Here is a 26,279-nt window from a genome sequence, read left to right on the forward strand (position 1 = left end):
CCCCTTAGTGATAAAAGGTGCCCCTTCGCAAAAACACACAGGGGAACGACGTGAAAGACGCGTCAACGTCGTCGGATGCCGTAGAAGAGAGCGGCCCGACGCTTCATCGCGGTTTACAGAACCGACACATTCAACTTATCGCCCTTGGCGGCGCGATTGGCACCGGGCTGTTTCTCGGCATTGGTCCCGCTATCCAGATGGCCGGTCCGGCGGTATTACTGGGTTACGCCGTTGCCGGGATTGTCGCTTTTCTGATCATGCGCCAGCTGGGCGAAATGGTGGTGGAAGAGCCGGTATCCGGCTCCTTTGCCCACTTTGCCTACAAATACTGGGGCCCGTTCGCCGGCTTCCTTTCCGGCTGGAACTACTGGGTGATGTTCGTGCTGGTGGGAATGGCGGAGCTGACCGCCGCCGGGATCTACATGCAGTACTGGCTGCCCGACGTCCCGACCTGGATCTGGGCGGCGGCCTTCTTCCTTATTATTAACGCCGTCAATCTCGTCAACGTGCGCCTGTATGGCGAAGCGGAGTTCTGGTTTGCGCTGATAAAAGTGCTGGCGATTATCGGCATGATTGCCTTTGGCCTGTGGATGCTGTTTGGCGGCCACGGCGGCAGCAAAGCCGGGTTCGACAACCTGTGGAAACACGGCGGCTTCCTCGCCACCGGCTGGCACGGTCTTATCCTGTCGCTGGCGGTGATCATGTTCTCCTTCGGCGGGCTGGAACTTATCGGCATCACCGCCGCTGAAGCGCAAAACCCGGAAAAGAGCATTCCAAAAGCTGTCAACCAGGTGGTTTATCGTATCCTGCTGTTCTATATCGGTTCGCTGGTGGTGCTGCTGGCGCTCTACCCGTGGGTGGAGATCAAATCCGACAGTAGCCCGTTCGTGATGATTTTCCATCATCTCGACAGCAACCTGGTGGCCTCCGCGCTGAACTTCGTCATTCTGGTGGCTTCGCTGTCGGTGTATAACAGCGGCGTGTACTCCAACAGCCGGATGCTGTTTGGCCTGTCGGTGCAGGGCAATGCGCCGACGTTCCTCGCCCGCGTCAGCAAGCGCGGCGTGCCGGTGAACTCTCTGCTGCTCTCGGGGATTATCACCTCGCTGGTGGTGGTGCTGAACTACTTACTGCCTCATGAAGCGCTGGGACTGCTGATGGCCCTGGTGGTGGCGACGCTGCTGCTGAACTGGATCATGATCTGTATGGCGCACCTGAAGTTCCGCGCCGCCCAGCGCCGCAAAGGGCGTGAATCGAAGTTTAAAGCGCTGCTGGCGCCCGCCAGCAACTACTTCTGCATTGCTTTCCTTGGGCTGATTCTGGCGCTGATGTGCACTATCGACGGGATGCGCCTGTCGGCGATCCTGCTGCCGGTGTGGATCCTGTTCCTGTTTATCGCCTTCAAACTGCTGCGCCGCCCGGCGTAAGCGAGATGCCCCGCCGTCCGGCGGGGCTGCCTGGCTTTTTATTGTGATCCTCTTCGCAGGTGGGGCATTTGCCTGGCGATCTTCTTTTTGTAATCGATTACTTTTGTTTGGAGCGATTTTGTAATCGATTACTTTTCTGAGGGCGAGCAACATGGTCACAACAACAGAAGGTCGGGAAAGTGTCCGCGTGAGCCACCGTTTTCTGGTGCCGCGGCTGTCGTTAATGATGTTTATGCAGTTCTTTATCTGGGGCAGCTGGTCGGTGACCCTGGGGCTGGTGATGACCCGCTATGAGATGTCATTGCTGATCGGCGATGCGTTCTCCGCCGGGCCGATCGCCTCCATCCTGTCCCCCTTTGTGCTGGGGATGCTGGTGGATCGCTTTTTCGCCTCGCAGAAGGTGATGGCGGTGATGCACCTGGCCGGGGCGGCGATCCTGTGGTTTGTCCCCCAGGCGCTGGTGGCGCAGAACGGCGCGCTGCTGATTGGCCTGCTGTTCGGCTATACGCTGTGCTATATGCCGACCCTGGCGCTGACCAACAATATCGCCTTCCACAGCCTGGCTAACGTCGATAAAACCTTTCCGGTGGTCCGCGTGTTCGGCACCATCGGCTGGATTATCGCCGGGATCTGCATCGGGGTGACCGGCATCTCTGACACCACCGGCATCTTCACCGTGGCGGCGCTCTGTTCGGTGGCGCTGGCGATCTACAGCCTGACGCTGCCCCACACCCCGGCGCCGGCCAAAGGCATGCCGGTTCAGTTTCGCGATCTGCTGTGCGCGGACGCCTTCGCGCTGCTGAAAACCCGCCATTTCCTGATTTTCTCCCTCTGCGCCACCTTAATTTCCGTGCCGTTAGGCACCTATTACGCCTATACCGCGTCGTATCTGGCGGATGCCGGCGTTAAGGATGTCAGCACCGCGATGTCCTTCGGCCAGATGTCAGAGATCGTCTTTATGCTGGTGATCCCGCTGCTGTTCCGTCGCCTCGGGGTGAAATACATGCTGCTTATCGGCATGGCGGCGTGGTTTGTTCGCTATGCCTTTTTCGCCCTCGGGGTCAGCGAAGAGGGGCGCTTCCTGCTCTATCTGGGTATTTTGCTGCACGGCGTGTGCTATGACTTTTTCTTTGTCGTCGGCTTTATCTACACCGACCGCGTGGCGGGCGAGAAGGTCAAAGGCCAGGCGCAGAGCATGATTGTGATGTTCACCTACGGGATCGGCATGCTGCTGGGCTCGCAGATCTCCGGCGCGCTGTATAACCATCTGGTGGCCGGCCAGAGCGTGCCGCAGGCCTGGGTGACCTTCTGGTGGATCCCGGCGGTGGCCGCCGCGGTTATCGCGCTGATTTTCCTTTTCTCTTTCCAGTACAACGAGAAAGAGCCGCACTAATTTTACAGGAGGGGGTATGAAAACGATCAAGGGACCGGGCATTTTTCTGGCGCAGTTTATCGGCCCGCAGGCGCCGTTCAACACCCTGGCGGGGATGGCGCAGTGGGCCGCCGGCCTGGGGTACAAGGCATTGCAGATCCCCTGCAACCACCCGGCGATTTTCGATGTCGAGCGGGCGGCGGCGAGCCAGACCTACTGCGACGAGGTCCGCGGCACCCTGGCGGAGCATGGGCTGGTCATCAGCGAGCTGTCCACTCATCTTGAAGGACAACTGGTGGCGGTGCATCCGGCGTATGACGCGGCGTTTGACGCCTTCGCCCCGGCGGCGCTGCACGGCGATCCGCAGGCGCGCCAGCGCTGGGCGGTGGAGAAAGTGCGCCAGGCGGCGGTGGCCTCCGGCCGCCTGGGGCTGCAGGCGCATGCGACCTTTTCCGGGGCGCTGGCATGGCCCTTTTTTTATCCGTGGCCGCCGCATAATCAGTCGCTTCTGGATGAGGCCTTTGCCGAGCTGGCCCGGCGCTGGCGGCCGCTGCTGGACCTCTTCGACGAGCAGGGGGTCGATGTCTGCTACGAGATCCACCCCGGCGAAGACCTGCACGATGGCGTGACCTTTGAGCGTTTTCTCGCGCGGGTGGATAACCATCCGCGCTGCAATATGCTCTATGACCCGAGCCACCTGCATCTGCAGCAAATGGATTACCTGACCTATATCGATATCTATCATGCGCGTATTAAAGCGTTTCACGTCAAGGACGCCGAATTTCGCCGCAACGGGCGCAATGGCGTCTACGGCGGCTATCAGCCCTGGCAGCAGCGGGCTGGCCGTTTCCGCTCTCCCGGCGACGGGCAGATCGACTTCAAAGGGGTGTTCAGTAAGCTGACCGAATATGATTTTGACGGCTGGGCGGTGCTGGAGTGGGAGTGCTGCCTGAAGGATGCCGAGACCGGCGCGCGCGAGGGCAGCGAGTTTATTCGTCGCCATATCATTCCCGTTGCCGGACGGGCCTTCGATGACTTTGCCGCCGGTGGGAGGGAATAACATGATTCAGGTTGCGATTATTGGGGCTGGGTTTATTGGCCCGGCGCATCTGGAGGCGCTGCGGCGGCTGGGGGATATCGAGGTGGTGGCGCTGTGCGACAGCAGCCTTGAGGCGGCGCAGCGCAAGGCGCAAGCGTTGAATATTGCCCATGCCTACGACAGCGTGGCAGCGCTGCTGACCCATCCGGGGCTACAGGTGGTGCATAACTGTACGCCGAACCATCTGCATGCCCAGATTAACCGGCAGATCCTCGCCGCCGGGCTGCACGTCTTCTCCGAAAAACCGCTGTGTATGACGGCGGAGGAGGCGCGGGAGATGGTGACGCTTGCCGCCCGGGCCGGCGTGGTGCATGGCGTCAGCTTCGTCTATCGACAGTTCGCCATGGTCCAGCAGGCGGCGGCGATGATCCGCCATGGCGAGGTCGGCAGGATCTTCGCGGCGCACGGCAGCTATTTACAGGACTGGATGCTGCTGGAGACCGATTACAACTGGCGGGTTGATTCGGCGCAGGGCGGCGCATCGCGGACGGTGGCTGACATCGGCTCCCACTGGTGCGATACCGTGCAGTTTATGACCGGTCGGCGGATTGTCGAGGTGATGGCGGATCTGTCTATCGTCTGGCCGACGCGTAAAGCGCCGGTCAATGGCCAAGCGACCTTCAGCGCCGTTCACGAGGCGCAGGGATATGAAACCCGGCCTGTCGATACTGAGGACTTTGGCACGGTGCTGTTGCGTTTTGACGATGGTAGCAAAGGCAGCTTTATGGTCTCTCAGGTGAGCGCCGGGCGGAAAAACCGTCTGGCGGTGGAGGTTAACGGCAGCCGCTGTTCTCTGGCCTGGGATCAGGAAGTGCCCCAGCGGCTGTGGATCGGTCACCGCGAGCAGCCGGATCGGCGGCTCAGCGACGACCCCAGCCTGCTGCGGCCGGAGATCGCTGACAGCGCCCATTACCCCGGCGGCCATATTGAGGGCTGGCCGGACGCCTTTAAGAATATGATGGGGCATTTTTATCAGGCGGTGCGCGCCGGGAAGATGCCGGAGGCCGGGGCCCGGCGCTTCGCCGCTTTCGACGACGGCGCCGATGTGATGTACATCATCGAGGCGATCGTCAAAAGCCATCAGCAGCAGCGCTGGGTGAGCGTCGAACGCTGAGGGCGGGGGAGCGAAGGATTATTTCACCCCAAGATAGCCGTCGAGATAGGCACCGGAGAGTTCGTTGCCGAACAGGACGGCATCTTTATTTTCCATTGCATTATCCCATTTGTCGCTGGCGTTGCCGGTAAAGGCGTGCTCGGTGCGGGTGCCCTGCGCCGCCTGCTGTTTGATGGCCTCCGCGGTGCGGCGGGCGTCGCTTTCGCTCATGCCAGCGGCTTTATCCTGCTGGCCGCGGGCGTACATCGCCGTGAAGGTCGGCAGGTTTAAACGGTAATTTTCCTGACGGTTGACGGTGAAGTTGCCGCCGACAAAATCGGAGCGGTGGGCGACGAACGCGTAGGCGTGGCGTTCCGGTGACGATTTTGACGAGGTGCAGCCGGTGATCGTTGCCAGGGCACAGCTGAGGGCGAGAATCGCGGTGGAGAGCCTCATGGGGATATCATCCTTAATCATAAAAGAACAAATGGGGCGCAGGCGGTCTGTTGCGCCTCCTGCGCTAATGAGAATATGAAACGGCAAAAGGATGCGCGTTATCGGGGCGGGAGAGAAGCCCTGATTATTAATAGTGTCCCGAGACGCTGTCTCACTGAGCCACGCTTTCGCGCCAGGCTGGCAGGCCAATCAGAGGTCATTTATGATAGCCTGCAGGATCCACCTCTATGGCTGCGCTCTTCCACACCGGATAAGCTGGCAACCCTTAGACGTGTTTATCGGGCTACGGCGGGGATCCTTATCCCTATAAGCAACGTTCATGCTGAATTCACAATGATTCAGGCATTCCTCGCACAGTTCGCTACGGCAGAAACAAATTTTATTTACTCTTCACATCCTCCATCGCTCTGACAGCAGGCCCAGACTGATTTAGCCGCTGGTTTGCATATCACGTTTATCTTTACTGACAGGCATCAAAATAATAAATATGATATTTATTAGCTGTAATGCATAAGTATGGCAGCTAAACATAGGAACAGTATGAGGTTAAATTTCAGTTTTTTTTTAACTTTTGATTGCTTGTGTTGATATTTATCTGCTTGTGCAAGGGTATTATACATTAATCTTTATTTTATTATCTTATAGTAAATAAAATACACTTTGGGTTTATTGTTTACAAAGTGTTTGATATTGCTTATGTATCTTTACTAAATTTTTTAATGACTTGCGAGGTAATTATAATGAGAGGGTGTAACTGTGAGATTAAATGTATCGCCTGTGGATTAAACTGCCGGATTGAAGCGAAAAATAAAATAGAGCGCACTCTCTGCGGAGAAAAGAAATTTTCTGTGTGGCCAGACAGGAACTATTTTTTTAAACGGGCAGTAAATGATCTGGTTTTCCGTGAACTCACCTGTTTTGTACCTGAAGGTATAGTGGTGGTGGATTTTTCATTGGGAAATATATTGTACTTTCTGAATGAGTGCTGGACCAGGAAATTGCGGGATAGTGGTCTGAAAATCATTCTGATAGCAGATAAAAACATGCTGCCAATGGCTAATTTTTGGAGGCTGCGTTCCGGGTTTTCCTGGGCAGTAGTGGAAGTGAATAGTGACTTAAGCAACTTAATTAATAAAATAAAACGCGTTATGCTGGGGCGGAACCTTCTGTGCAGGCGCACACCGTCGCTGACGGAGCATGAAATGAAGACGCTGTGCCTGCTTGCAGAGGGGCATTCCAGCCAGGATATCGCCCGTATCATGGCGTGCGATACCCGCAGCGTCTACCGCTTTCAATACTCTTTATGCAAGAAGTTCGGTGGGCTCAATCGCCTGCGCAATCTGCGCTTCAGGCATACCATCCCCGCGCTGGATTAGCCGTGATTAATCCGGCGCATCCATGAAACAGCCATCACCTAATTTATGATAACGGCCTAATGCGACGATATATTTCCTGTTGCCATTCTTCGCCTCAGGGCCTGTCCAGCTATCCCCTGGCAGCATATAAAACTGTGTAGAGCTTTCATCATCCCCATTACAACCTTTCTGGAGAATGACTCTGAAATAGGTATTGCCGGTATTTTTAATGGTGCCCGTGGCTTCGTTGATCTCATACTGGAAACGCGTTTTTCGAGGGCGAACAATGAGAATGGTGCTCATCGATACCGAAGGGACAATATTCAGTTTTTTCTGCTCCATGCGCCAGGGAAAAACCGTGACGGGCGTTTCTTTAAAGATCACCCGATAATATCGCTCAATGTCATCTCCAGGCCCACGGTAATAGAGTTTAAAATACTCCTGGCCATTGGCCTGTACGGTGAACTGCAGCGGCGACCAGACCAGGTCTTTGTCCTGACCGGGCACCGGCCGTTCATTACCGTTGCCCGGCCTGGCGATTTTGTAAGCCGAGATGGTATATAAGTTATTGCTGCTTGTATCATTGACTAACGGCCGGGAGATAAAATCTTTACTGGCATCCATATCATAAATGATGGAATCAAAGTACACCGCGGAAGCGGGCTGAATACACAGCCCGCACAATCCGATGAAAAGCATTTTCTTCATCATACCCCCCGATCGACGCCAACCCAGGTGGCGGTCACTTTTACATCCCCGGTGGCGCTGACGGTTCCCATCCAGTCATGACCATCAGTAGTGAACTGTGAATGCGAGTCATCCATCGGAAACAGCAGTTTCAGCGTGGTGGTAAAAAAGAAACCATCGTTGACGTTGGCGTTCCAGGCCGTCTGAACCCAGGCGGCGTTGGTCATATCAACGGGGTTTTCACCGCAGCTGTTGCGCACTCTTACCGCGTTACCGGCAGCGGAAGTCCATTCGAGGAAGGCCGGGACCGGCACTTTTAGCGTCTCGTCTGCTGAGGTAAACAGACAGTATGGCTGACCATATATGTTGATGGCGTCGCCAGTCACCTGGGCGGTGATGCTGTCCGCCTGACGCGACGCGGAGGTAGTAACTTTATACTCAAAGGTGATGGGCGTTTCGCTACCGATCTTGCCAGATGCTTTTGGATGAGCACTCCCGTCGCTGGCGATAATGCTGATGCCGTATTCACGCGGGATGATGTTAATTAGTGTTGATGGCGTAAACTGATAATAACCTGATTGAGGAGTCACGGAGTTATCAAAATAGAAGGTGAACAGCTCATCTTTGTTGGTTAAATCTGTGCCCGCCTTGAGAGCTTTTTTGAAAAAGGCGTTGGACAGAAAGACATAGATGTACTCCCCTGACGGTTTGAAGACCTTGTTATAGGTGCTGATCGAGCCGAAATTGGTCCAGCTGGCGCCATCACCGCTGTACTTGACGTCAGACGAAGAAGGGGAAAATCCCAGCAGCGTCGTATCGATAACCATCCGGAAATCAAGCGAAGTGGTGAGGGTTTTGGTTTCCTGAAAGCTGTAAGACACCATTTTACAAATGATCCCCGAAGCGCTCCCTACCACCCCCATCTGGCACAATTCAGAGCCGAGGTTGACGCTTGGCGTACCGTCGCTGGCAATCCACACTTCCGCCATCGCGCCGGTACTGTTCAAGGTCAGATGCGAGACCTTTTCGAGGTTCATCGTGTAGTAAACCCACTTTCCTCCGCTGGGGAGATCTTTACAGCGAACGCCGGAAGCAAAGTCATAATCAGCTTTGGAGTCCATATAGCAAAGATTCAACTGCAAACTATCGATGGTTCCCACCGGCCGATTACGAAAATACTCATATGCCGACTGACTCAGCACCCCGGCGCCGTAGTAACCATTGGCCACGCTGTTGCCGGACATCGCGTGATAGAAGCCGTCTTTGTCGAGTACATCGGCGGGGATATAGCCCGAAGCCGGGCAGTTTGCGCCCGTTGACATGCAGCGGAGCCCGAGAAACGGTTGGTTAATCGGGGAGTTGTCTATCCAGAGATCAAAATAGCGGTTGCTGTAACTCCAGCCTGAGTTGCCCATGTATCCCAGACTACGCTGGTTCGTTTTATATTTCGTCCAGATATTGGCTCCAGTGAAGCGCGGGGACAGGGAGCTGGTGGTGATGAAATATTCATCATCGACATCGTTGTCGATAAACATATAGGTGTTGCTGCCGCTCCCGTCGTTAGTAGCGGTAAGTGCCATAGCCGGCGCGGCTAGCAGCCAGCCGGCCAGCAGCATGATGGCCTGGGGTTTAATAGACATTCTTAATATCTCCAGTCACTGATGCCGTTTGTTGTTGGATCTCACAAGGGATCTCACCGACCCATACGGCACCTTTCGCTTCTCGCAGATCCAAATCCACTTCGCAAATACCGCCGAATTTATCGACCAGGGTAATCACCGGATAGCGCTTATCAACGTCCATGGCGAACTCGCCGAGTTCGTCGGTGCGTGTTTTACCAATGTGGTTATGTATATCGGCGTTGGCGTAGTAACCACCGCGGCGATCTTTCACCCGGCCAAATACGGTGACGAGCTGTTTGACTTCCGGGTTAATCACGCTGACGTTGCCGGGATAGAGCACGACTTTGTTCCGCCGGCCGTTAACGATGTCGACGCTGTCTTCCGAATTTTTGTCGTTCATCAGCTCCACCTTGTATTCGGCGTAGGGCGGAAGACTGATGAAGTTGCTTTTGCCGGTCAGCGGGTAGTTCTGGCCGTTGATCTGCGCCATCATCCTCCCCTTGCCGCTGAAATTGGTATTCACCACCAGGCCTGCGGTTTGAGTGCCTTTGCCGACATAAACATTTTTTTCCGTCCAGGCCAGGCTGCCCTGCGAGCTCAGGCTGTAGTTTGAACTGTGCTGCGATGAGCGGCTAACGGAGACGGTGCCAGCGTTATATTTGGTGTCATAGCTGACGTAACCATTGGCGGCGTAATCGTCGGAACGATAGCGGCTATCGTCATTTTTATTCTGTTTAATCTGCTTCGAAACCGATGCTCCCACTTGGGTAATAGCGCTGTCGTCAAAGCTTTTGCGCAGCGTGGCGTTCGCCAGCATGTTTCCATTCTGGCTGGACACGCCGGTGCTGAGCCAGGTAGAGAAGGGGATAGAGACATCAATATTGACGTACTTATCACGCAGATTTTCATGGTTGTTGTATTGATAGTTCTGAATACCGGCGCGCAGCGACACGGTCGCATAGCGATTGGCTAACAGCGATTGGTCGTAATCGACGTTGGTATAGGTGCTGCCGGTATATTTGTTATTGGTTCGGCTGACGCTCAGCGTACCGAGGAACGGCGCGATTTTGCGCAGATTGGCATTGGCGCCGATGGTCACGTAGTCATTCTGCTGCATCGGGAGCGCGTTACCGATGGAACTGTACTGGCGCGACCCCCACAGGTTGCCGTAACCGTCGGGTAAACTCATATTAAAGGTGGAGGTACTCTGCCAGCTGCCGTCGGTAGCGAGCAGCCCCTGCTGGTTAAAGCTGAACGCGTCGTTGAAAATAACGTTCGCTTCCGTTTCATTGACGCCGTTAGTGTCAAAACCGTAGAGCGTGGTTTTCAGATTGACGCCGGAAAGCCAGGGTTGGCTGGTTGCCGCGGCGATCCCGGCTATCCATGTATTCTTTGTGCCATAATTGATGTTGTATTTGTGGCGATAGTCCATCTTGTTGTATTCGAGGCTGCCGCCGAAGGTTTGCCACGAGAGATCGCCGGTCACGCTCGATTTACGGGCGAACGTTTTATTGATGTTCGCCGTCCGGCTGCTGACCACGCGCCCGTTAACTACCACCTGGATATCAACGTTGTAGATGCCAAATGGCAGACGCGACGTATCGAGCTCGTAGCTACCCATCGAGAAGTTTTGAATGCTGAGCAGTTTGCCGTCACGATAGACGTGTACTTCACCAGCGGCCGGGAGAAACACCGTGACGGGCACCAGAGCAAGCGTATTGTCCTGCGTTTGTGAACTGCTTTTATTGCCATAGCTGACGCCGTAAATACGGCTGGAATTCAGGGCGCTCATGCTGGCAATCGATTGCAGATTCCATGTATCCACCATACCCATTGCCAGGCGGCGTCCCTGATAGTCACGTTCGTACATCGAGCGATACAGTTTACTCTCCTGGTTGCCGGTACCTATCCCGTAAAGAGAACCGTTAAAGTTCAGATGGTGTTCCCGCAGCGACCAGGTATTATCCAGCGTCAGATAGCTGCTGGCGTTATCGGTATTCTCATATTTGTTGTAATAGCTCCCCATCGAGTAATTCAGCACGCTCGAGAGATTCTGGGCGGTAGATTCTCCAAGCATATTGGTACGCGGCAAAATAGCGGCCTGCATGGCTGCCCGGTTAACCGTCAGCTCGAGATAAAAGGAACGCGTATCAAGTGAAAGTGAGGCGTCTTTGTTGATATAAACGCGCTGACCGTCGCCGATGCTTTTATCCTGCATCTCGTTGAGCAATGATTTAATCTGAGGTGATAGTTCGGTTCGCTCCGGCAGATCGCTGAGCGCGATCTGATTCAGGCGAAACTCATTATCCTTGATGGTCAGGATGGCATCAGCGATTTTTTGCTGACTGCGTTGGGTACTATTATCGCCTTCATAACGAATAAAAACAGGGACCGACATGCCCTGATATAACGCGTTAGCAAATACCGAAGGAATAATATAGTTACTGACTTTGACTGGCGCTGTAGCATTAGCTGCCCAACCCTGGTTTACTGTAATTAATAACCCAGCGAACAACGTCCCTTTGACATAACCAAGATTATCCATGATGTTACTCAGTTTACATTTATATATTGCTCACCGTGCCATATTCCAATTCGCGTTTTTTTGTTGGTGAGATCGGTATGCTTTATTTTTACGCTGACATCAGGCATGACATAATATCGCTCACGGCAGCCTTGTCCCTCATCCTTCGCTTTATCACGACAGGGACCGTAGGAGATCACACGGAATGAAGCGTTACCAGTATTGGTTACCGTGTCATTATCGCGACGATAGTCAAATCTTTCTTCTCGCGGCGCGACCACCAGAATGGTACCAATAATGGCTGAAGTCGTTGCCTCGCCCTGTTTTTTCTTTTTACTGGCTTCAAACTCGGTTACCGGCTCATCGGTCCAGGATATTCGGTAGTAACGTTCCTGGTTATCCTGAGGTCCTTTGTAAAAAAAACGAAAGTTCTCTTTAGCATTGCCGGGTAATATCAGGCTGGCGGGTGTTGATAATAATTCCGATCTGTTCGCCATCGGGATAACCGTGCCACCGGCCATTGGCGATGAGATACGCTCCACGCTGACGCTAACGTAACGCGCCGTATCGGTGGTATTAATGATTTCTTTTGCCAGAGTCGAGGCATCCGGCCCCATTATTGAGGTGACGTCTCCGACATTAATCGCATGGGAGGAGGGCGTCACGGTGAATAAAAAGAGAGAGAGGAATAATGGATTCAGTTTCATGGCGCATCCTTATAAGGAGGCCGAGGCCTCCTTGTCTTACCGGACAGGTGTTGGCTACACCTGATTAGATAGTCCAGACCGCATTAAACTGAACGCGAACGTCGCCGCTCCAGTAACCGTCGGTTAAATCTTTGAACTCAGCGGCAGTGCTGCCGTCAGAAGTCGCGGAGTCGATAGTGAAATCGAAGTTACCCTGAGTGCTGACGCGATCGGCGCCTGCGAAGGCGGTCGCGACAGCCAGCGCATCCAGACCCGCGGAAATGTTGTTGGAAGTATCAATCATCGTTACCGGGGTGGATTTGTTCAGCGCGTTGCCGTTCCAGTTCACACCGACGGCCAGAGTAGAGGCGTCAGTGGTACGGCTCAGGGTGTTGCTCACGATCTGAGAGGTCAGCGTAAAGTCAGTCGCGCCAGACTGGCCCTGGATGGTGATGTCAAAAGCGCCTTTCTGAGAGTTAAACGCTTTAATCCCTTCCGCGTACTGGAAATTCAGGGATTTCAGCGGAGTGACAACTAGCGCGCTGGTGGTGTCTTTCGTTGCGCTTGCATCCCAGCTTGCAGTGGCGGAAGCAGTTACGTCAGCCATTGCGTTGGAAGAGATAAGAGCCGCAGCCGCAACACCCGCTAATACGATTTTTTTCATTTTCAATTTCCTGAGAATAATTAAGTTAGTTCCATTTATGGAGTTATTGCTATAAATACTGATAATGACTTTATCCAGATAAAGTAATGTTTAACTTCCCTCTGCCTCCCATCTTATTCTGCAAGCTGAGCTTGATTGCGTAGATTCTTTTTTCTGCCATCTGCAATTCTTGTGCTATCTCTTTAACTGACTTCTCTGCAAGTAAAAGATCGAGTACCAATACCTCTTGAGCGCTTAGTTTCTGACGATAGCCGCGTCCATCTTTTTGGCCGAGAAAGGAAAGATGTATTTTCCTTTCAATCTCATTTCGGGTATCGCTGGTATAGATAATTGAAAGTATTTGCTGACAACGGTGTTTCCAGTACAACGCCAGTGGTTGCGCTAATCTGTCGGCAATCAAAACTATCCGCAATCCTGTTTTGATCAGATATTCAATCCATTTATCATTGGTGAATAATCTGATGTTGTAGCGAGAAAAATCAACAAAAACATATCCAGAATTAGAGAAGTTGTAATGCTTGTTAATTAAAAAACAATGCACGCCATTTTTTAAGTAGATGTTTTTATCAGGCCATACGCAATAGTGAGTTTCAATACATCTAATCGATTTTATCGTAGGTCGTGGATAGATTTCGCACTGATACTGGCAGCTAATACAGTATGCCTTCTCATATTTCTGTGGAACCATGTGTCGATTTATTTCCCTATATTGTCTTACCTTATCGTTCAATGATGTGGCTATATTATGACTAGTTAATAAATGTGACAACTTTAATTTCAAGGTGGTTATTTTGCTGAAAAATGTGTAAATTCTTAAAGTCAAAAAATACTGCGAATCATACTAACCTGCTCTTATTAATAAGAAAAATCTTAATGGGCAGAATTTTATAGCGAACGCAGCTTAAGAATTATCCATTGCGACCAGGAATTTTCTCGCTGAATGAGCAGTAATTGGTTAAAAAAAAACAGCACAATAAGTCAAAAAAAGCGCAGCCACACACTATTTTGTTAACATTTTGTTTTAAATTTGTTTTTTAATTTGTGTTTTTTCAGGCGGATATTCCCTTTTTTGTAAGGTGAAGTTGCGCTGTTTGATGCTCAGAGTGAAAGAAGGCGCGGGCAAAATATGATCTGGCGTACAAAACAGCAGAGGCCCATGCATAAAGACGCGTTAATGTTTAAGGAGAACTCGTCAGCAGTCTGTGCGGAATAGTGATGGTACAAAGCGGACAAACAGGTCACGGAGAGAGTTAGGGGGCCGCATGGATTGGGTCTGCCTACAGGTAGCCGTAAATACTTCAAGACGAGGATGGTGTGGATTTTTACTTGCAGATAAATGAGCCAAAACTTTCGATGCGTTTGGGGTGGTTACACCCCTTTCAGCAGAGGGAGCAGGTGGTTTTCGGTAAGGGGAGCAAGCTTAATATGCCGATCCTGACCCGGCGTAAACCAGATCACTTCTTCTATTTCCATCGTCGGTGTAAAGCTTACCCTGTTCGTGGCTATCAGAAAGACATCCGCAGAGACAAGATGACCTGGCTCGTTTACCGCCGCATCAGTGAAACGGCCTACCTGGACCAGTTCTTCTGGTGAGACGCTGAAGTTGAGTTCCTCCTCCAGCTCGCGGATCAGCGCCGCGTGCGGGGTCTCGCCGATTTCAGGCTTGCCGCCGGGTTGCATAAAATATTCAGTTCCCCGCTTACGCACTAAAAGACAGCGTCCCTGACTGTCGGTGATAATTGCCGCTGCGATAATAATCATTTTCATTGCGCTCAAAATACCCCATTTCTATACCAATGCCGTAGCATACCCGAGTGAGTTTTGCATTTTGCGAAATTACATCAGCGCCACCATGATAGCCCGCTAAGCGTGCTAATCAATCCCGTCATGTTTTGCAAAAGCGGTTAACGTCCTGGCATCGCAAAAGCGTAAGGCTCCCAGTTCGCACGCAGCCCGGCTAGCGGCGCGGGCTGCGCTCATTTATGATAGCCTGCAGGATCCACCTCTATGGCAGGAAGTGCAGGGTTTATGTCTATTCAGAAAATTGCTCGTCTGGCCGGCGTCTCGGTGGCCACGGTGTCGCGGGTGCTGAACAACAGCGATACGGTAAAAGCCAAAAACCGTGAGCGCGTGCTGCAGGCGATCAAAGAGAGCAACTATCAGCCGAACCTGCTGGCGCGTCAGCTGCGAACCGCCCGCAGCAATATGATCCTGGTGATGGTCTCCAATATCGCTAACCCTTTTTGCGCCGAGGTGGTGAAAGGGATAGAAGAAGAGGCGGAGAAGAACGGCTACCGCATTCTGCTGTGTAATTCCGGGTCGGATTTGGCCCGCTCGACCTCGGGCCTGCAGCTGCTCTCCGGCAAAATGGTCGACGGCATTATTACCATGAACGCGCTCTCCAGCCTGCCGGAACTGACCACCATGATTGGCGATGCACCCTGGGTGCAGTGCGCGGAGTATGCCGACACCGGCAGCATCTCCTGCGTCGGGATTAACGACGTCGAGGCGGCCCAGGGGGCGGTGTCCCGGCTGGCCGACGCCGGCCGCCGTCGCATCGCGCTCATTAATCACGACCTCAGCTATCGCTACGCCCGCCTGCGCGAGCGCGGCTATAAAAGCGTGCTGCACGTGCACGGTCTGGCGTATCAGCAGGTGACCTACGCGCAGGATCTTAGCGCGGCGGCCGGTAAACGGGCGATGGAGCAGCTGCTGTCGCAAGACGAGAAGCCCGACGCGGTGTTTGCCGTTTCGGACTCCCTTGCCGCCGGGGCGCTACGGGCGATTGACCAGGCTGGACTGCGGGTGCCGGAGGATATCGCGGTGATCGGCTTCGACGGCACCGAGCTGGCGGAAGTGGTCTCCCCGCAGCTGACCACCGTCGAACAGCCCTCCCGGGCGATCGGCCGCACGGCGGTGGATCTGTTAATGAAACGCATCGACGATCCCGACGCTGCCGTCGAGCGGGTGATGATGGACTGGCGCGTGATAGCCCGCGCCAGCGCCTGAGGTCAGCGGGAGAAGGCGCCCGCCAGCGCGCGAATGTCGTTGCCGGTGGGCGTCTGATGAATGCGTAAGCCAAACTCCTCCACCACGGCGAAGACATGATCGAAAATATCCGCCTGGATCCCCTCATATTCCGCCCACACCACGGTGTTGGTGAAGCAATAGATCTCGATCGGCAAGCCGTTGGCATCCGGCGCCAGCTGGCGCACCATCAGGGTCATATCCTGGCGGATGCGCGGATGATGACGTAAATACTCCTGCAGATAGGCGCGGAAGGTGCCGACATTGGTCATTCGCCGCTCATTGAGAACCGACTGTTCCCCGGCATACTGCTGGTTCCAGGCGCTAATCTCCTCGTGGCGCGAATCCATATAGGGTTTAAGCAACTTCGCCCGGATCAAGCGCTGCTGCTCCTGTTCATCGAGGAAATGAATGCTGGTGGTGTCGATGTTGAGGCTGCGCTTAATGCGGCGGCCACCGGAGGCCGACATGCCGCTCCAGTTTTTAAACGAGTCGGAGACCAGCGACCAGGTCGGAATGGTGGTGATGGTATTATCCCAGTTACGTACCTTGACCGTAGTGAGGCCGATATCGATCACCGCGCCGTCGGCGCCGTATTTCGGCATCTCCAGCCAGTCGCCAAGCTTGAGCATATCGTTGGCCGAGAGCTGGATACCGGCCACCAGGCCAAGGATCGGATCTTTAAATACCAGCATGAGCACCGCGGCCATGGCGCCGAGCCCGCTAATCAGGATCGCTGGCGACTGGCCTATCAGCAGGGAAATAATCAGGATGCCGATAATAATCGCCGTCACCAGCTTAATTCCCTGGAATATCCCCTTCAGCGGCAGCTGAGAGGCGGCGGGAAATTTCTGCGCCAGCTTTAAGATCACATCCAGCAGTGAGAAGAAGGACAGCATGGCATATATCATCACCCATAGCTGAGCCACGGTGGTTAATATTTCCGCGGCCTCGCTGCCTTTTTGCAGCCACAGCACCGCCTGCACGTTGACGATGATCCCCTGCAGGGTAAAGGCCAGTCGGTGAAAGAGTTTATTCTGCGTGATGATTTGCAGCCACAGATGGCTGCTGGCCAATGCCCGTTTTTCAAAAGCGCGAAGCACCACTTTATGCAATATCAGATGCACGACGACGGCGGTGAACAAGATAATGCCGAAGATAATCATCAGCGAGCGGGTGGGAGTTATTTCGATTCCTAAGGCGGCAATTTGCGATATTAATTCCTGCATAACGTCTCCTGAATATCCAGCGGGTATGATGACCGCTGGATAACGATTATGCAAATCACCGCCGCCGGTATTACGACGCTACCGTCGCCGGCTGTCGGTTGAGATGATGACGCAGCCACAGCGCGATGGCCGCCAGCAATAGCATCATAGCCACCTCGACCAGCAGAAAATCAATCAGCGCCTGCGGATAGTTTCCGCCGCCGCGACGGGCCAGCGCCAGGAACAGCGAGCCGAGGATAGCCGGCCCAAGGCCGAGAGTCGCCTGCTGCAGGGTACTGAGGATGGCGCTCCCGGCCCCGGCGTCGCTGGCGCTGATATCGCGCATGCCAATCCGGTAAAAGCTGTTGACGATCAGCGCCTGGCCGTAGCCGATCAGCGCCGTGGCGGGGACCAGCGTCAGGGCGGTGGTGGCGATCCCGAAGCGGGAGAAGGTGGCGCACAGCAGCAGTAGACCGGCGATCTGCACCGCCAGACCGGTCAGCAGGATCCGCCCCATGCTGTAGCGGGCGATAAGCCGCGGGGCATACAGCGCCGAAATAAAATAGGCCACGCCGAGGGCGATAAAGCTATTGCCGGACTGCCACGGCGCCATCCCCAGCCCCTCCTGCATGGTCAGCGCCATGCAGAACATAAAGCCGGACCAGGCGCTGAAAAACAGCAGGGCGATGGCCATCCCGAAGCGGATGCTGGTCAACTGCAGCAGACGCGGCGGCAGCAGGGGATGATCGCCACGCTGCTGCTGGCGCAGGGCGCTCTGACGCATGGCGAACAGCAGCGGCAGGACCGCCACCAGCATCAGCTGCAGCCACAGCGGCCAGCGCAGCTCCGGACCGAGGGCCATCGGGAACAGCAGGCAGCAGAGGATGAGGGCGAGGTACAGCGTGCCCTGCCAGTCAATCCGCGACGGCGTCTCACGACGGGTTTCCGGCACATAGCGGCGGCTCAGGGCCAGCACCAGCAGGCAGATCGGCACATTGATAAAAAAGGCGTTGCGCCAGCCCAGCCCGGCGATGTCCGCCGATACCAGCCAGCCGCCGCCCATCTGTCCGACAATAAAGGCGATCCCGCCGATCCCGCCGTACAGGCTGATAGCCCGGGCGTGGGCCGGGCCTTTGAGGGTGACGTGCAGGGTGGCGAGGATCTGCGGCACAATCAGCGCCGCCCCGGCGCCCTGCAGAGTGCGGGCGGCCAGCAGGGCGCTGATGCTGTTTGCTATGCCGCACAGCAGGGAAGCAATGCCAAAGAGCGCGACGCCCCACATAAACAGGCGCCGGCGGCCATAGTTATCGCCAAGCTTACTGCCCATCGCCAGGCAGACGGCAAAGGCGACACCGTAGAGCGCGACGATAAGTTCCAGCTGCGTGGCGCTGGCCGCCAGGGTATGGGTGATGGCGTCCAGCGCCACATTGGTGATCGAGGTATCAATAAGCGGCAGCATCTGGCCGCCCAGCAGCAGCAACAGACCGGCGCGGCCGGGTGAAACAGCAGACGTTTTCATGGGAATCTCCATTGCGTCATTCAGCAGACCGACGTAGCATTACCGATAAATTAAACGGGTACCAGTTCCTGTCTATACTGGTACTGGAACTACCATGCTGGAGGGGTGATGACCACGATGCCGCAACGGGAGTCGACGTTCGCCGTGCCGGACGATCGGCGCAAACAGCTGGGGGCGTTTCTGCGCGCCCGCCGTGAAAGCCTCGATCCGCAGCGCCTGGGGTTACCCCGGGTGGGCCGCCGACGCACGCCGGGTCTGCGCCGGGAAGAGGTGGCGATGCTCGCCGACGTCGGCGTTACCTGGTACACCTGGCTGGAGCAGGGGCGGGAGGTGAATCCGTCGGAGGCAGTGCTGGTGGGGGTGGCGAATGCCCTGCAGTGCAGTCCGCTGGAGACCCGGCATCTGTTCGTGCTCGCCGGGCTGACCCCGCCGGAAGCCACCCAGGTGACGGCGTGCGAAGGCATCAGCCCCGGCACCCGCCGCATGCTGGACAGCCTGATGCCGCAGCCGGCCAGCATTCAAAAACCGAACTTTGATATTGTGGCCTGGAACGACAGCTTCTGCCGCCTGATGGGTGTCGATTTCGCCACCCTTGCGGAAGAAGATCGCAACTGCATTTATCTGTATCTGACCCATGAGACCTGGCGCAGCCGGATTGAAAATCGCGATGTGCTGCCGACTTTTGTCTCCTATTTCCGCGCCGCGATGGCCGAGCACCGTGGCGATCCGGCATGGGAAAACAAACTGGCGCGCTTTTTCGCCGCCTCGTCGGAGTTTGAAGCGCTGTGGCATCAGCGCTACGAGGTGCGCGGCGTGGAAAACCAGATTAAACATTTTAACCACCCGCAGCTCGGGCGATTCAGCCTGCAGCAGATGTACTGGTATTCGGCGCCGCGCAATGGTTCGCGTCTGCTGGTCTACCTGCCGATGGACGAGGCGGGCGAGCAGGCGCTGACGTGGCTGGACCAACATTCATGACAAGGACTCAGATGGTTGAGAATGTGCCATCTTCGGGTATTGCCCGGCCGGGCTGCTGGACGGTTCCCTCTCCCTCCGGGAGAGGGCCAGGGTGAGGGAAAGCACTGCAGGGAAGTCTTTTATGTTATCTGCGACTTCAGCGCACATTGCGCTCCCGGTTAGTCTTCTGCGTTATATCTCTCATGGCGCAGGGAGCGCACAGGGGGCGGCCAGTCGCCGCCGCCCCCTGTACCCCCGGGCTCCGGCCAGCAACATCGCCACTTCGTGGTGCCTTCGACTTATCCCTGCAGGCTACGGGTCGGGCCGAGGCAGCGTCCATGCAAAACACGGCCCTCAGCCCGCATCCATGCGGGCTGCCCCGGCCTGCCGGGAACGTCTCAGCGATGTTGAGGCCGCCAGTATCGGCAGTTTCAGCAGCCCCAGGACCCGCGGTGATTTGGGTTTGTAGGCCGGGTAAGGCGTACGCCGCCACCCGGCAAAAAGGCGAGCACATTAGCGAAAACAGGTTTGTCATCAGCCTCAAGGAATGCCTATGAACGTAACCCGAAAAGAGCAGCGCATTATTCAGCGCGCGCTGAATGCCTGGCAGGCCAGCGGGGAGTTAACCCCGTCGGACAGTCAGCGGCTGGCGCACACGCTGCGCGTCTCCCCCTTCGACTGGCGGCGCCTGAGCCGCTATGCCTTCTGGACCGCGCTGGCCTGCGTGCTGATTGCTCTGGGCAGTCTGTTTGCCGACAGCGAACTGGTGGCGTGGCTGCTGAGCCTGTTCAGCCACTCGGCGCTGACGCGGATCCTGCTGCCTGCACTGCTGGCAGTCGCCTGCTATGGCTGGGGTTTTCGCCGCCAGCAGCGGGAGACGCAGTGGCACTACAGCACCGAGGCGATTTTGTTTCTGGGCGTCGTCTTTACCGCGGTGGCGCTATGGCAGTTGGGTGAACGGCTGGATAACGGCAGCGGCCATATCGCGCCGCTGTTTCTGGCCGGATGTATGATTTACGGCGCTATCGGCTATGTAGCCCGCTCCGGGCTGGTGTGGCTTTTTTTTCTGCTGGCGCTGGGCAACTGGTTTGGCGCAGAAACCGGCTATGTCTCGGGGTGGGGCGCCTACTGGCTGGGCATGAACTACCCGATTCGCTTCGTCCTGTTCGGCGGCGCGCTGCTGGCGCTCTGCTACGGCGCGCAGTCCTTGCTTCGCCAGCGTCAGCTGTTTACCGTCAGCAAGGCGATGGGCCTCACGTACCTGTTTATTGCGCTGTGGATCCTGTCGATTTTCGGCAATTACGACGCTGACAGCTGGTACAACGTAAGCCAGGCGCGACTCCTGCCGTGGGGGCTGCTGTTTGCCGCGGCGGCCGGCGTCTGCATTTTTATCAGCCTGAAAACCGATGACGCCATGCTGCGCGGCTTTGGGTTAACCTTCCTGGCGATCAATCTCTATACCCGCTTCTTTGAGTTTTTCTGGAACGGGATGCACAAAGTGCTGTTTTTCTTGATCCTTGCCGTCTCGCTGGCGGTGATTGGCCGCTATGCCGAGCGCATCTGGCACGCGGGGAACGTTAAGCCATGAAAAATTAAGCGCTTTTAAAGAAGTGTGGCTGACGGCAGCGACGTCCTGCGCGAATTGTCGTATAAGCGAATTTTACGCTTTTGACAGGGGAGCGAGATGAACAAGGAGTCGATTTTTCGCCAGCTAGAACAACGGATCGCCGGGCGAGCGCTGACGGCGGAAGCGCTGGGCGAGTTTAACGCTATGGCCATTGCCGATAGCTTGAAGCAAAAACGCAGCATCATCAGCCATCATCTGAATAATCTCCATCGCGAGCAGCGGGTGGTCAAAGTGAATGGTCGCCCGGTGCTGTTTTTACCCGTTACCGTTCTGCGCGATCATCACCGCCTGGCGGTTCGGCACGGCGAATACGCCTCCATTCAGGCGCTGTGCGCGGAGCGTCAGGATAGTCTGGCGCAGCTGATTGGCGCGCAGGGCAGCCTGCAGGAAGCATTGCGCCAGTGCAAGGCTGCCATCAGCTACCCTGGCGCAGGTCTGCCGCTGCTGCTGCGGGGCCCTACTGGCACCGGGAAAAGTTTTCTAGCTCGCCAGCTCTGGCACTACGCAATAGATGAAGGCATTTTACCTGCCGATGCGCCTTTTACCGTATTTAACTGCGCCGAGTACGCGAATAATCCAGAACTACTGACCTCGAAGTTATTTGGTCATGCGAAGGGGGCCTTTACCGGCGCCGATAAAGCCGTTCCTGGTCTTATCGAGACCAGCAACGGTGGGGTGTTGTTTATCGATGAGGTTCATCGGCTGCCGCCCGAAGGTCAGGAAAAGCTGTTTCATTTTATGGATAACGGTAGCTGGCGCCGGCTGGGGGAGAGCACCGATGAGCGCAGCGCCACGGTGCGGCTAATTTTTGCTTCAACCGAGGATCTGGAAAAACACTTCCTGGCGACCTTTATTCGCCGTATTCCGGTCATTGTAAAAATTCTGCCGATCGCTGAACGCGGCCAATTCGAGCGGCTGGCGTTTATCCACCACTTTTTCCGCCGTGAAGCCCAGCGTTTGAACCACGATCTGGCGCTGGATGGCGAAATCGTCAGCCAGCTCATGCGTGAAACGCTTGAAGGAAATGTCGGTGGGCTGGAAAATTTGATTCGCAATATTTGCGCCAGCGCCTGGACATTTGGCGAACGTGATAGCGGTCTTTTACACATAAAAGCGGGTTTGCTGCCCGACCGATTACTGGCGGATGCGCCTTTTTCCCTTCAGCAAAATAGCGAGCGGGTTATGATTTACCGCGATGGCGACGCGCAGCCTCTTTTTTCTGGTCGTCACCATGAATACCAACGGCTAACGGAAAATATTTGTAGCCTGTGCGAGGAGTTGGCTCAGGATAATATTAGCGTGCGGACCTTTGAAAAGCTTATTTATCAGAACGTGACGCTCTATCTTGATGCGCTGATGAATCAGGAGAGTACGGTCTCTCTGCAGGACAAACGGCTGCGCTTTATTGAAGATGTGGGCAAAGCAATCGCTGTCAATTATGACCTTCAGCTAAATGTCGAATTCGCTTATCTTACCGGCCGCTACCTCACCAGCCTCCCTCTGGCGCCGCGTAGCGTTGCTGAGCCCGTGCGTCTGGTGATGCAGCGCTGGCTGGACTCCTCGGCGGGGCTGGCGCAGCGTATCGCAGAGAAACTACTGGATGTCGTCAATAATAAATACGATCTGCTCATCGATACGCTTGACCGCCTGGCGGTTGCCGCTATCGTCAGCAATGCGATTGATGCGACCAGCGGCGGAAAAGTGAAAGCGCTGATAATCGCCCACGGTTATTCGACCGCCAGCAGCATTGCCGGCGTTGCCAACCGCCTGATTGGCGAGAAGATCTACCAGGCCATGGATATGCCGATGGAGGTGGCGTTTAACGATGTCAGTCGCGCCGTGGTTGATTATCTCCAGCATACGGACACGCGTGCGGGTGTGATGGTGCTTATTGATATGGGCTACACCAAGGAGATTGCCGATGCGCTTTTGTCGGTGATTCACGGCCCGCTGGTGGTGGTGGATAACGTCACGACCCGCATGGCGCTGAACGTTGCCAGCGAGATCGCGCTGGGAAAAAACATCGAACAAATCGCCGAAGAGATCGTGCCGCTTAATCAGTCGCGTTGGGATGTGTTCTGGCCCGCAGAAAAAAAAGAGCGTGCGCTGCTGGTGACCTGTATTACAGGTATCGGTACCGCATTTAAATTTAAAAATCTGATGGAGAAGAGCCTGCTCAACGATTTTGATATTAACATCATCGCCTGCGAGTATACGCGCTTAAAAAACAGTCGTACGGCGGTATCGTTGCTCCACCAGTATGAAGTTATTGCGGTCGTGGGTACCCACGACCCGCAGCTGGCCGGAGTGCCCTGGGTTGGCATTGAGGAACTACTTGGCGAGCAGGGGCATCGACATCTGAGTCAGCTCTTAAGTGGCTATCTTAATGAAAAGCAAATTGCGCTGATTAATAAAAATATGGTTCGTGAGTTTTCGCTGCATAACGTTGTCAACTCTCTGACGATACTGAATGCCGGAAAAACCATGGGCCATATCGAAACCATTATCGCTGAGTGGCAAAATACGCTTGGTTTTCATTTTAATAATAACTTAATTATCAGTTTATATGTGCATCTCAGCTGTATGATTGAGCGTCTGGTAATGCGTAATGAAATTAGCCATTATAAAGATCTTGAGCAATTTACCCGCCAGCATGGCGAATTTATTGCCATGGTGAATCACTCGTTCCAGCGCCTGAAAATACTCTATAACGTGGCGCTACCGGTAGCGGAAATTGGCTATATTCACGATATTTTTGAATTACGTATTGAAGATTTTAGCTGGTAATTCTCAACGCAGCCCCGGAGAATTACGCCGGGGCTGGCAGGCGGTTAGCGAATCAATATTCGACTTTCCACATATAGCGGCGGGTGGTCAGCGGGTGGTTGCGGGCGGTGGCCAGCGCCAGGTTGTAAACATCCAGTACGCAGTTGTGCAGCAGGCCGCAGAAATATTCGCGCACGCTGGCGTGCAGTGTGTCGATTCCCACCTTTTCCACGTCAATAATCTGCAGTTTTCCCTGGTAACGTTCGATAAAGCGGATCGCGCGGTCATCCAGCGGGCGTGTGCGGCCGCTGCTTTTTAATAAAATAAACGGCGTTCCCGCTTCGGTAATCTCAAAGGGACCGTGGAAATACTCGCCGCTATGGATGCTCGCGGAGTTAATCCACTGCATCTCCAGCAGAATACAGATGGATTCCTGATGCGCGGCGCCGAATGAGGGGCCGCTGCCCATCATGTAGATGACCTTTTCGCTCTTCCAGGCTTCGGCAAAATGGCGCGCATCCGCCTGAACCTGCTGCTGAGCGCCGCGTACCACGGATTCAAAACTGGCAAAGGCGCTGACCATCTCATCGTAATGGGCGTATCCCTCAGTTTGCGCAAGCACTTCCAGCGCCAGCCACAGGCTGTATGCCGCTTTTTGCTGCGTCGGATCGACGGTTTCGGGATAGCGCGCCCAGCAGTATTCAATAGTGTAATCGCTGTGTTCGCACAGCGGCGTGCCAGGGGTATATACCAGTCCAATAGTGGCGGCGCCTTTCTGACGCGCGATGCGGGCGGCTTCCACCGTTTCAGCGGTGTTGCCCTGCTGCGAGGCGAGGATCACTACGCTGTTTTTACCTAACGCGTTCGGCGTCGCGTGGACAAATTCATTACTGGTAACATAGCCGACGGCCAGCTTTTTAGCTTCACAATCGAGAAAATATTTCCCCGGCCAGAAACCGGTTAATGAACCACCGCAGCCAACAAACCATACGCGCTCAATGTGCTGCTTAGATAAAATATCGCGAATAATAGTATGTGCGTTTTTATGAGCTATAGACATATTGGTCTCCTTGAGATGTAACGGGTCCTCCGCTGAATAGCGGATAACTTTTACTATGCGTCAATTAATTGGGTTGTTTACTTTTCATTTTTTGGTGGAACTGCGGATCCTTCGGTATCGCGGGATCGATGCCCTTCACTGGTGGCAGTCGGGCACAAACCATTTGTAACGGAATGATATATTCAAAGACCGCAAAGTCGGGATCGTTAATAAATGCGAAGGGCATATTTTTGCCGTTATTTTCGACTTGTGGACCAATGCGATAAATATGCTGAGTCCAGCCGCCAAGTATTTCCGCCAGGCGATCCTGACGCTCATCGGGAAACGGATCGAGCATGATCAGGGTAGAGCGCTCGTCGAAGGCGTTATAGATCCCGTGGATGAACTCCTCAAATTCATAACCGGCAACCGGACAGCGTAGCGTTTCAAGCATCTTTAGCGCACCTTCCTGAACGGTGCCAAACAGCCTTGCCGGACCGGTCAGGCGAATGTCCGCGCTGTCGATAAGCGGTCGGGCATGATTGAGAACCCACGCCTGCGAGGCCTCAATGAGCGTCGGCAAATGATTAAACGTGGTATCCATGCGGATGAGTAGCGCTTTGCGCTCCTCATCGCTCAGGCGCCGCTGGCGACTGGCGACAGCAAGCGCCAGCAGCATCAGATTAAGTATGGTGCAGTGATACCCTTTGGTTTTAGCGCCAGCCCGCTCTTCTCCACAGGGTACTGTTAAGACCAAATCTGCCGCCCGGTCGATAACGGCTGGCGCTTCCCCGGCCATGGAAGCGGTGAGATGCCCGGCTGCCCGGGCGCGTTCCATTGCGGCGAGGGTAGAGAGGCTGCCGCCTCCCTGAGAAATGCCGATGACCAGCGCTTTGTCGCTGAGGGTCAGCGCCGAATCATCCAGCAGAAAAGGCCAGTAGACATCAACGGGTAGCCCGCACCACTGCTGCATAAACGAGCGGGCGGTCAGCGCGCCGTGATAAGAGGTACCGGAGCCGGTCAGGATAATACGCGTGATGCCGCGCTCCGTTAGCGCTTTCGCCGCCTGCCAGAGATCTTCCCGCGTCTGCGTCAGCATAGCGAGCAGACAGGCGGGTGTTTCATTCATATAGTCTTCTACGTGCATGGGG

21 protein-coding genes are annotated in these 26,279 nt (G+C 55.0%); 9 read left to right on the forward strand and 12 right to left on the reverse strand.

Going from position 1 to position 26,279, the window contains the following annotated elements:
• Positions 1-50: 50 nt before the first annotated feature.
• The 4 genes from pheP to ACQUTP_RS09645 all read left to right on the forward strand — a co-directional run bounded on the left by pheP (position 51) and on the right by ACQUTP_RS09645 (position 5,012).
• A complete protein-coding gene (pheP, locus tag ACQUTP_RS09630; protein WP_004202454.1) occupies positions 51-1,427 on the forward strand; it encodes a phenylalanine transporter in 1,377 nt (458 codons plus the stop codon).
• 187 nt (positions 1,428-1,614) lie between these two features.
• Positions 1,615-2,820 (forward strand): MFS transporter, encoded by a 1,206-nt coding sequence (locus tag ACQUTP_RS09635; RefSeq protein WP_025999301.1) that lies wholly within the window; start codon positions 1,615-1,617, stop codon positions 2,818-2,820.
• A 16-nt stretch (positions 2,821-2,836) separates the two neighbouring features.
• Entirely contained in the window at positions 2,837-3,859 is a 1,023-nt protein-coding gene (locus ACQUTP_RS09640) for a sugar phosphate isomerase/epimerase family protein (RefSeq protein ID WP_004202459.1), read from the forward strand.
• A gap of 1 nt (position 3,860) precedes the next feature.
• Positions 3,861-5,012: a Gfo/Idh/MocA family protein gene (locus ACQUTP_RS09645; RefSeq protein ID WP_135711686.1), complete on the forward strand. Its 1,152-nt coding sequence runs from the start codon at positions 3,861-3,863 to the stop codon at positions 5,010-5,012.
• A gap of 18 nt (positions 5,013-5,030) precedes the next feature.
• On the opposite strand, the gene ACQUTP_RS09650 is transcribed toward ACQUTP_RS09645, so the two are convergent.
• Positions 5,031-5,447, reverse strand: a complete 417-nt coding sequence (locus ACQUTP_RS09650) for an Exc2 family lipoprotein (RefSeq protein WP_004202462.1) — start codon at positions 5,445-5,447, stop codon at positions 5,031-5,033.
• Positions 5,448-6,127: 680 nt separating this feature from the next.
• On the opposite strand from ACQUTP_RS09650, the gene ACQUTP_RS09655 reads away from it, so the two are divergent.
• Positions 6,128-6,823, forward strand: coding sequence for a helix-turn-helix transcriptional regulator (locus ACQUTP_RS09655; RefSeq protein WP_004228166.1), 696 nt, complete (start codon positions 6,128-6,130; stop codon positions 6,821-6,823).
• A gap of 6 nt (positions 6,824-6,829) precedes the next feature.
• On the opposite strand, the gene ACQUTP_RS09660 is transcribed toward ACQUTP_RS09655, so the two are convergent.
• The 7 genes from ACQUTP_RS09660 to ACQUTP_RS09690 form a co-directional block, all read right to left on the reverse strand.
• The gene (locus ACQUTP_RS09660; RefSeq protein ID WP_032425845.1) at positions 6,830-7,513 is read right to left on the reverse strand and encodes a fimbrial protein; all 684 of its coding nucleotides are present in this window, start codon (positions 7,511-7,513) and stop codon (positions 6,830-6,832) included.
• Positions 7,510-9,129, reverse strand: a complete 1,620-nt coding sequence (locus tag ACQUTP_RS09665) for a hypothetical protein (protein WP_004202465.1) — start codon at positions 9,127-9,129, stop codon at positions 7,510-7,512. Before ACQUTP_RS09665 ends, ACQUTP_RS09660 begins: the two co-directional genes overlap by 4 nt.
• On the reverse strand, positions 9,119-11,656 hold the full coding sequence (locus ACQUTP_RS09670) for a TcfC E-set like domain-containing protein (protein ID WP_016831621.1): 2,538 nt from the start codon (positions 11,654-11,656) through the stop codon (positions 9,119-9,121). Before ACQUTP_RS09670 ends, ACQUTP_RS09665 begins: the two co-directional genes overlap by 11 nt.
• Before the next feature lie 8 nt (positions 11,657-11,664).
• The gene (locus ACQUTP_RS09675) at positions 11,665-12,342 is read right to left on the reverse strand and encodes a hypothetical protein (protein ID WP_004202468.1); all 678 of its coding nucleotides are present in this window, start codon (positions 12,340-12,342) and stop codon (positions 11,665-11,667) included.
• 64 nt (positions 12,343-12,406) lie between these two features.
• Positions 12,407-12,985, reverse strand: coding sequence for a common pilus major fimbrillin subunit EcpA (gene ecpA, locus ACQUTP_RS09680; protein WP_004151820.1), 579 nt, complete (start codon positions 12,983-12,985; stop codon positions 12,407-12,409).
• A gap of 70 nt (positions 12,986-13,055) precedes the next feature.
• Positions 13,056-13,673, reverse strand: coding sequence for a LuxR C-terminal-related transcriptional regulator (locus tag ACQUTP_RS09685; protein ID WP_004202469.1), 618 nt, complete (start codon positions 13,671-13,673; stop codon positions 13,056-13,058).
• 680 nt (positions 13,674-14,353) lie between these two features.
• Positions 14,354-14,752: an NUDIX hydrolase gene (locus ACQUTP_RS09690; RefSeq protein ID WP_285755621.1), complete on the reverse strand. Its 399-nt coding sequence runs from the start codon at positions 14,750-14,752 to the stop codon at positions 14,354-14,356.
• A 261-nt stretch (positions 14,753-15,013) separates the two neighbouring features.
• On the opposite strand from ACQUTP_RS09690, the gene ACQUTP_RS09695 reads away from it, so the two are divergent.
• Complete coding sequence (locus ACQUTP_RS09695; protein ID WP_004202470.1) at positions 15,014-15,994, forward strand: LacI family DNA-binding transcriptional regulator; 981 nt, start codon at positions 15,014-15,016, stop codon at positions 15,992-15,994.
• Between the two features lie 2 nt (positions 15,995-15,996).
• Here ACQUTP_RS09695 and ACQUTP_RS09700 read toward each other — a convergent pair whose 3' ends face one another.
• Positions 15,997-17,241: a mechanosensitive ion channel family protein gene (locus tag ACQUTP_RS09700; protein WP_004202471.1), complete on the reverse strand. Its 1,245-nt coding sequence runs from the start codon at positions 17,239-17,241 to the stop codon at positions 15,997-15,999.
• A 70-nt stretch (positions 17,242-17,311) separates the two neighbouring features.
• On the reverse strand, positions 17,312-18,739 hold the full coding sequence (locus ACQUTP_RS09705; protein ID WP_065802290.1) for an MFS transporter: 1,428 nt from the start codon (positions 18,737-18,739) through the stop codon (positions 17,312-17,314).
• Between the two features lie 108 nt (positions 18,740-18,847).
• Here ACQUTP_RS09705 and ACQUTP_RS09710 point away from each other — a divergent pair, with 108 nt between their 5' ends.
• From ACQUTP_RS09710 to ACQUTP_RS09720, 3 genes are all read left to right on the forward strand, one after another.
• A complete protein-coding gene (locus ACQUTP_RS09710) occupies positions 18,848-19,717 on the forward strand; it encodes a helix-turn-helix transcriptional regulator (protein WP_004202474.1) in 870 nt (289 codons plus the stop codon).
• Positions 19,718-20,249: 532 nt separating this feature from the next.
• Entirely contained in the window at positions 20,250-21,284 is a 1,035-nt protein-coding gene (locus tag ACQUTP_RS09715) for a DUF2157 domain-containing protein (protein ID WP_069135135.1), read from the forward strand.
• Between the two features lie 96 nt (positions 21,285-21,380).
• Complete coding sequence (locus ACQUTP_RS09720) at positions 21,381-24,110, forward strand: sigma 54-interacting transcriptional regulator (protein WP_008805532.1); 2,730 nt, start codon at positions 21,381-21,383, stop codon at positions 24,108-24,110.
• Between the two features lie 52 nt (positions 24,111-24,162).
• Here the strand turns inward: ACQUTP_RS09720 and ACQUTP_RS09725 are convergent, their stop codons facing one another.
• Entirely contained in the window at positions 24,163-25,149 is a 987-nt protein-coding gene (locus ACQUTP_RS09725) for an SIS domain-containing protein (RefSeq protein ID WP_004202478.1), read from the reverse strand.
• 64 nt (positions 25,150-25,213) lie between these two features.
• Positions 25,214-26,275 carry an SIS domain-containing protein gene (locus tag ACQUTP_RS09730; protein WP_032455674.1) on the reverse strand — a complete coding sequence of 354 codons (1,062 nt, stop codon included), beginning with the start codon at positions 26,273-26,275 and terminating at the stop codon, positions 25,214-25,216.
• Positions 26,276-26,279 lie beyond the last annotated feature (4 nt).

Origin of the sequence: Klebsiella sp. 2-CIP_Kleb. (assembly GCF_050378715.1) — a bacterium.
Classification (GTDB): domain Bacteria; phylum Pseudomonadota; class Gammaproteobacteria; order Enterobacterales; family Enterobacteriaceae; genus Klebsiella; species Klebsiella quasipneumoniae.

What these genes read in the sequence shown, in the direction of transcription:
- ecpA (WP_004151820.1), bottom strand. Translation starts at nt 12,985, where the DNA reads ATGAAAAAAATCGTATTAGCGGGTGTTGCGGCTGCGGCTCTTATCTCT.
- ACQUTP_RS09685 (WP_004202469.1), bottom strand. Translation starts at nt 13,673, where the DNA reads ATGGTTCCACAGAAATATGAGAAGGCATACTGTATTAGCTGCCAGTAT.
- ACQUTP_RS09650 (WP_004202462.1), bottom strand. Translation starts at nt 5,447, where the DNA reads ATGAGGCTCTCCACCGCGATTCTCGCCCTCAGCTGTGCCCTGGCAACG.
- ACQUTP_RS09695 (WP_004202470.1), top strand. Translation starts at nt 15,014, where the DNA reads ATGTCTATTCAGAAAATTGCTCGTCTGGCCGGCGTCTCGGTGGCCACG.
- ACQUTP_RS09660 (WP_032425845.1), bottom strand. Translation starts at nt 7,513, where the DNA reads ATGATGAAGAAAATGCTTTTCATCGGATTGTGCGGGCTGTGTATTCAG.
- ACQUTP_RS09730 (WP_032455674.1), bottom strand. Translation starts at nt 26,275, where the DNA reads ATGCACGTAGAAGACTATATGAATGAAACACCCGCCTGTCTGCTCGCT.
- ACQUTP_RS09725 (WP_004202478.1), bottom strand. Translation starts at nt 25,149, where the DNA reads ATGTCTATAGCTCATAAAAACGCACATACTATTATTCGCGATATTTTA.
- ACQUTP_RS09645 (WP_135711686.1), top strand. Translation starts at nt 3,861, where the DNA reads ATGATTCAGGTTGCGATTATTGGGGCTGGGTTTATTGGCCCGGCGCAT.
- ACQUTP_RS09665 (WP_004202465.1), bottom strand. Translation starts at nt 9,129, where the DNA reads ATGTCTATTAAACCCCAGGCCATCATGCTGCTGGCCGGCTGGCTGCTA.
- ACQUTP_RS09675 (WP_004202468.1), bottom strand. Translation starts at nt 12,342, where the DNA reads ATGAAACTGAATCCATTATTCCTCTCTCTCTTTTTATTCACCGTGACG.
- ACQUTP_RS09640 (WP_004202459.1), top strand. Translation starts at nt 2,837, where the DNA reads ATGAAAACGATCAAGGGACCGGGCATTTTTCTGGCGCAGTTTATCGGC.
- ACQUTP_RS09710 (WP_004202474.1), top strand. Translation starts at nt 18,848, where the DNA reads ATGACCACGATGCCGCAACGGGAGTCGACGTTCGCCGTGCCGGACGAT.
- ACQUTP_RS09690 (WP_285755621.1), bottom strand. Translation starts at nt 14,752, where the DNA reads ATGAAAATGATTATTATCGCAGCGGCAATTATCACCGACAGTCAGGGA.
- ACQUTP_RS09715 (WP_069135135.1), top strand. Translation starts at nt 20,250, where the DNA reads ATGAACGTAACCCGAAAAGAGCAGCGCATTATTCAGCGCGCGCTGAAT.
- ACQUTP_RS09720 (WP_008805532.1), top strand. Translation starts at nt 21,381, where the DNA reads ATGAACAAGGAGTCGATTTTTCGCCAGCTAGAACAACGGATCGCCGGG.
- ACQUTP_RS09700 (WP_004202471.1), bottom strand. Translation starts at nt 17,241, where the DNA reads ATGCAGGAATTAATATCGCAAATTGCCGCCTTAGGAATCGAAATAACT.
- ACQUTP_RS09670 (WP_016831621.1), bottom strand. Translation starts at nt 11,656, where the DNA reads ATGGATAATCTTGGTTATGTCAAAGGGACGTTGTTCGCTGGGTTATTA.
- ACQUTP_RS09705 (WP_065802290.1), bottom strand. Translation starts at nt 18,739, where the DNA reads ATGAAAACGTCTGCTGTTTCACCCGGCCGCGCCGGTCTGTTGCTGCTG.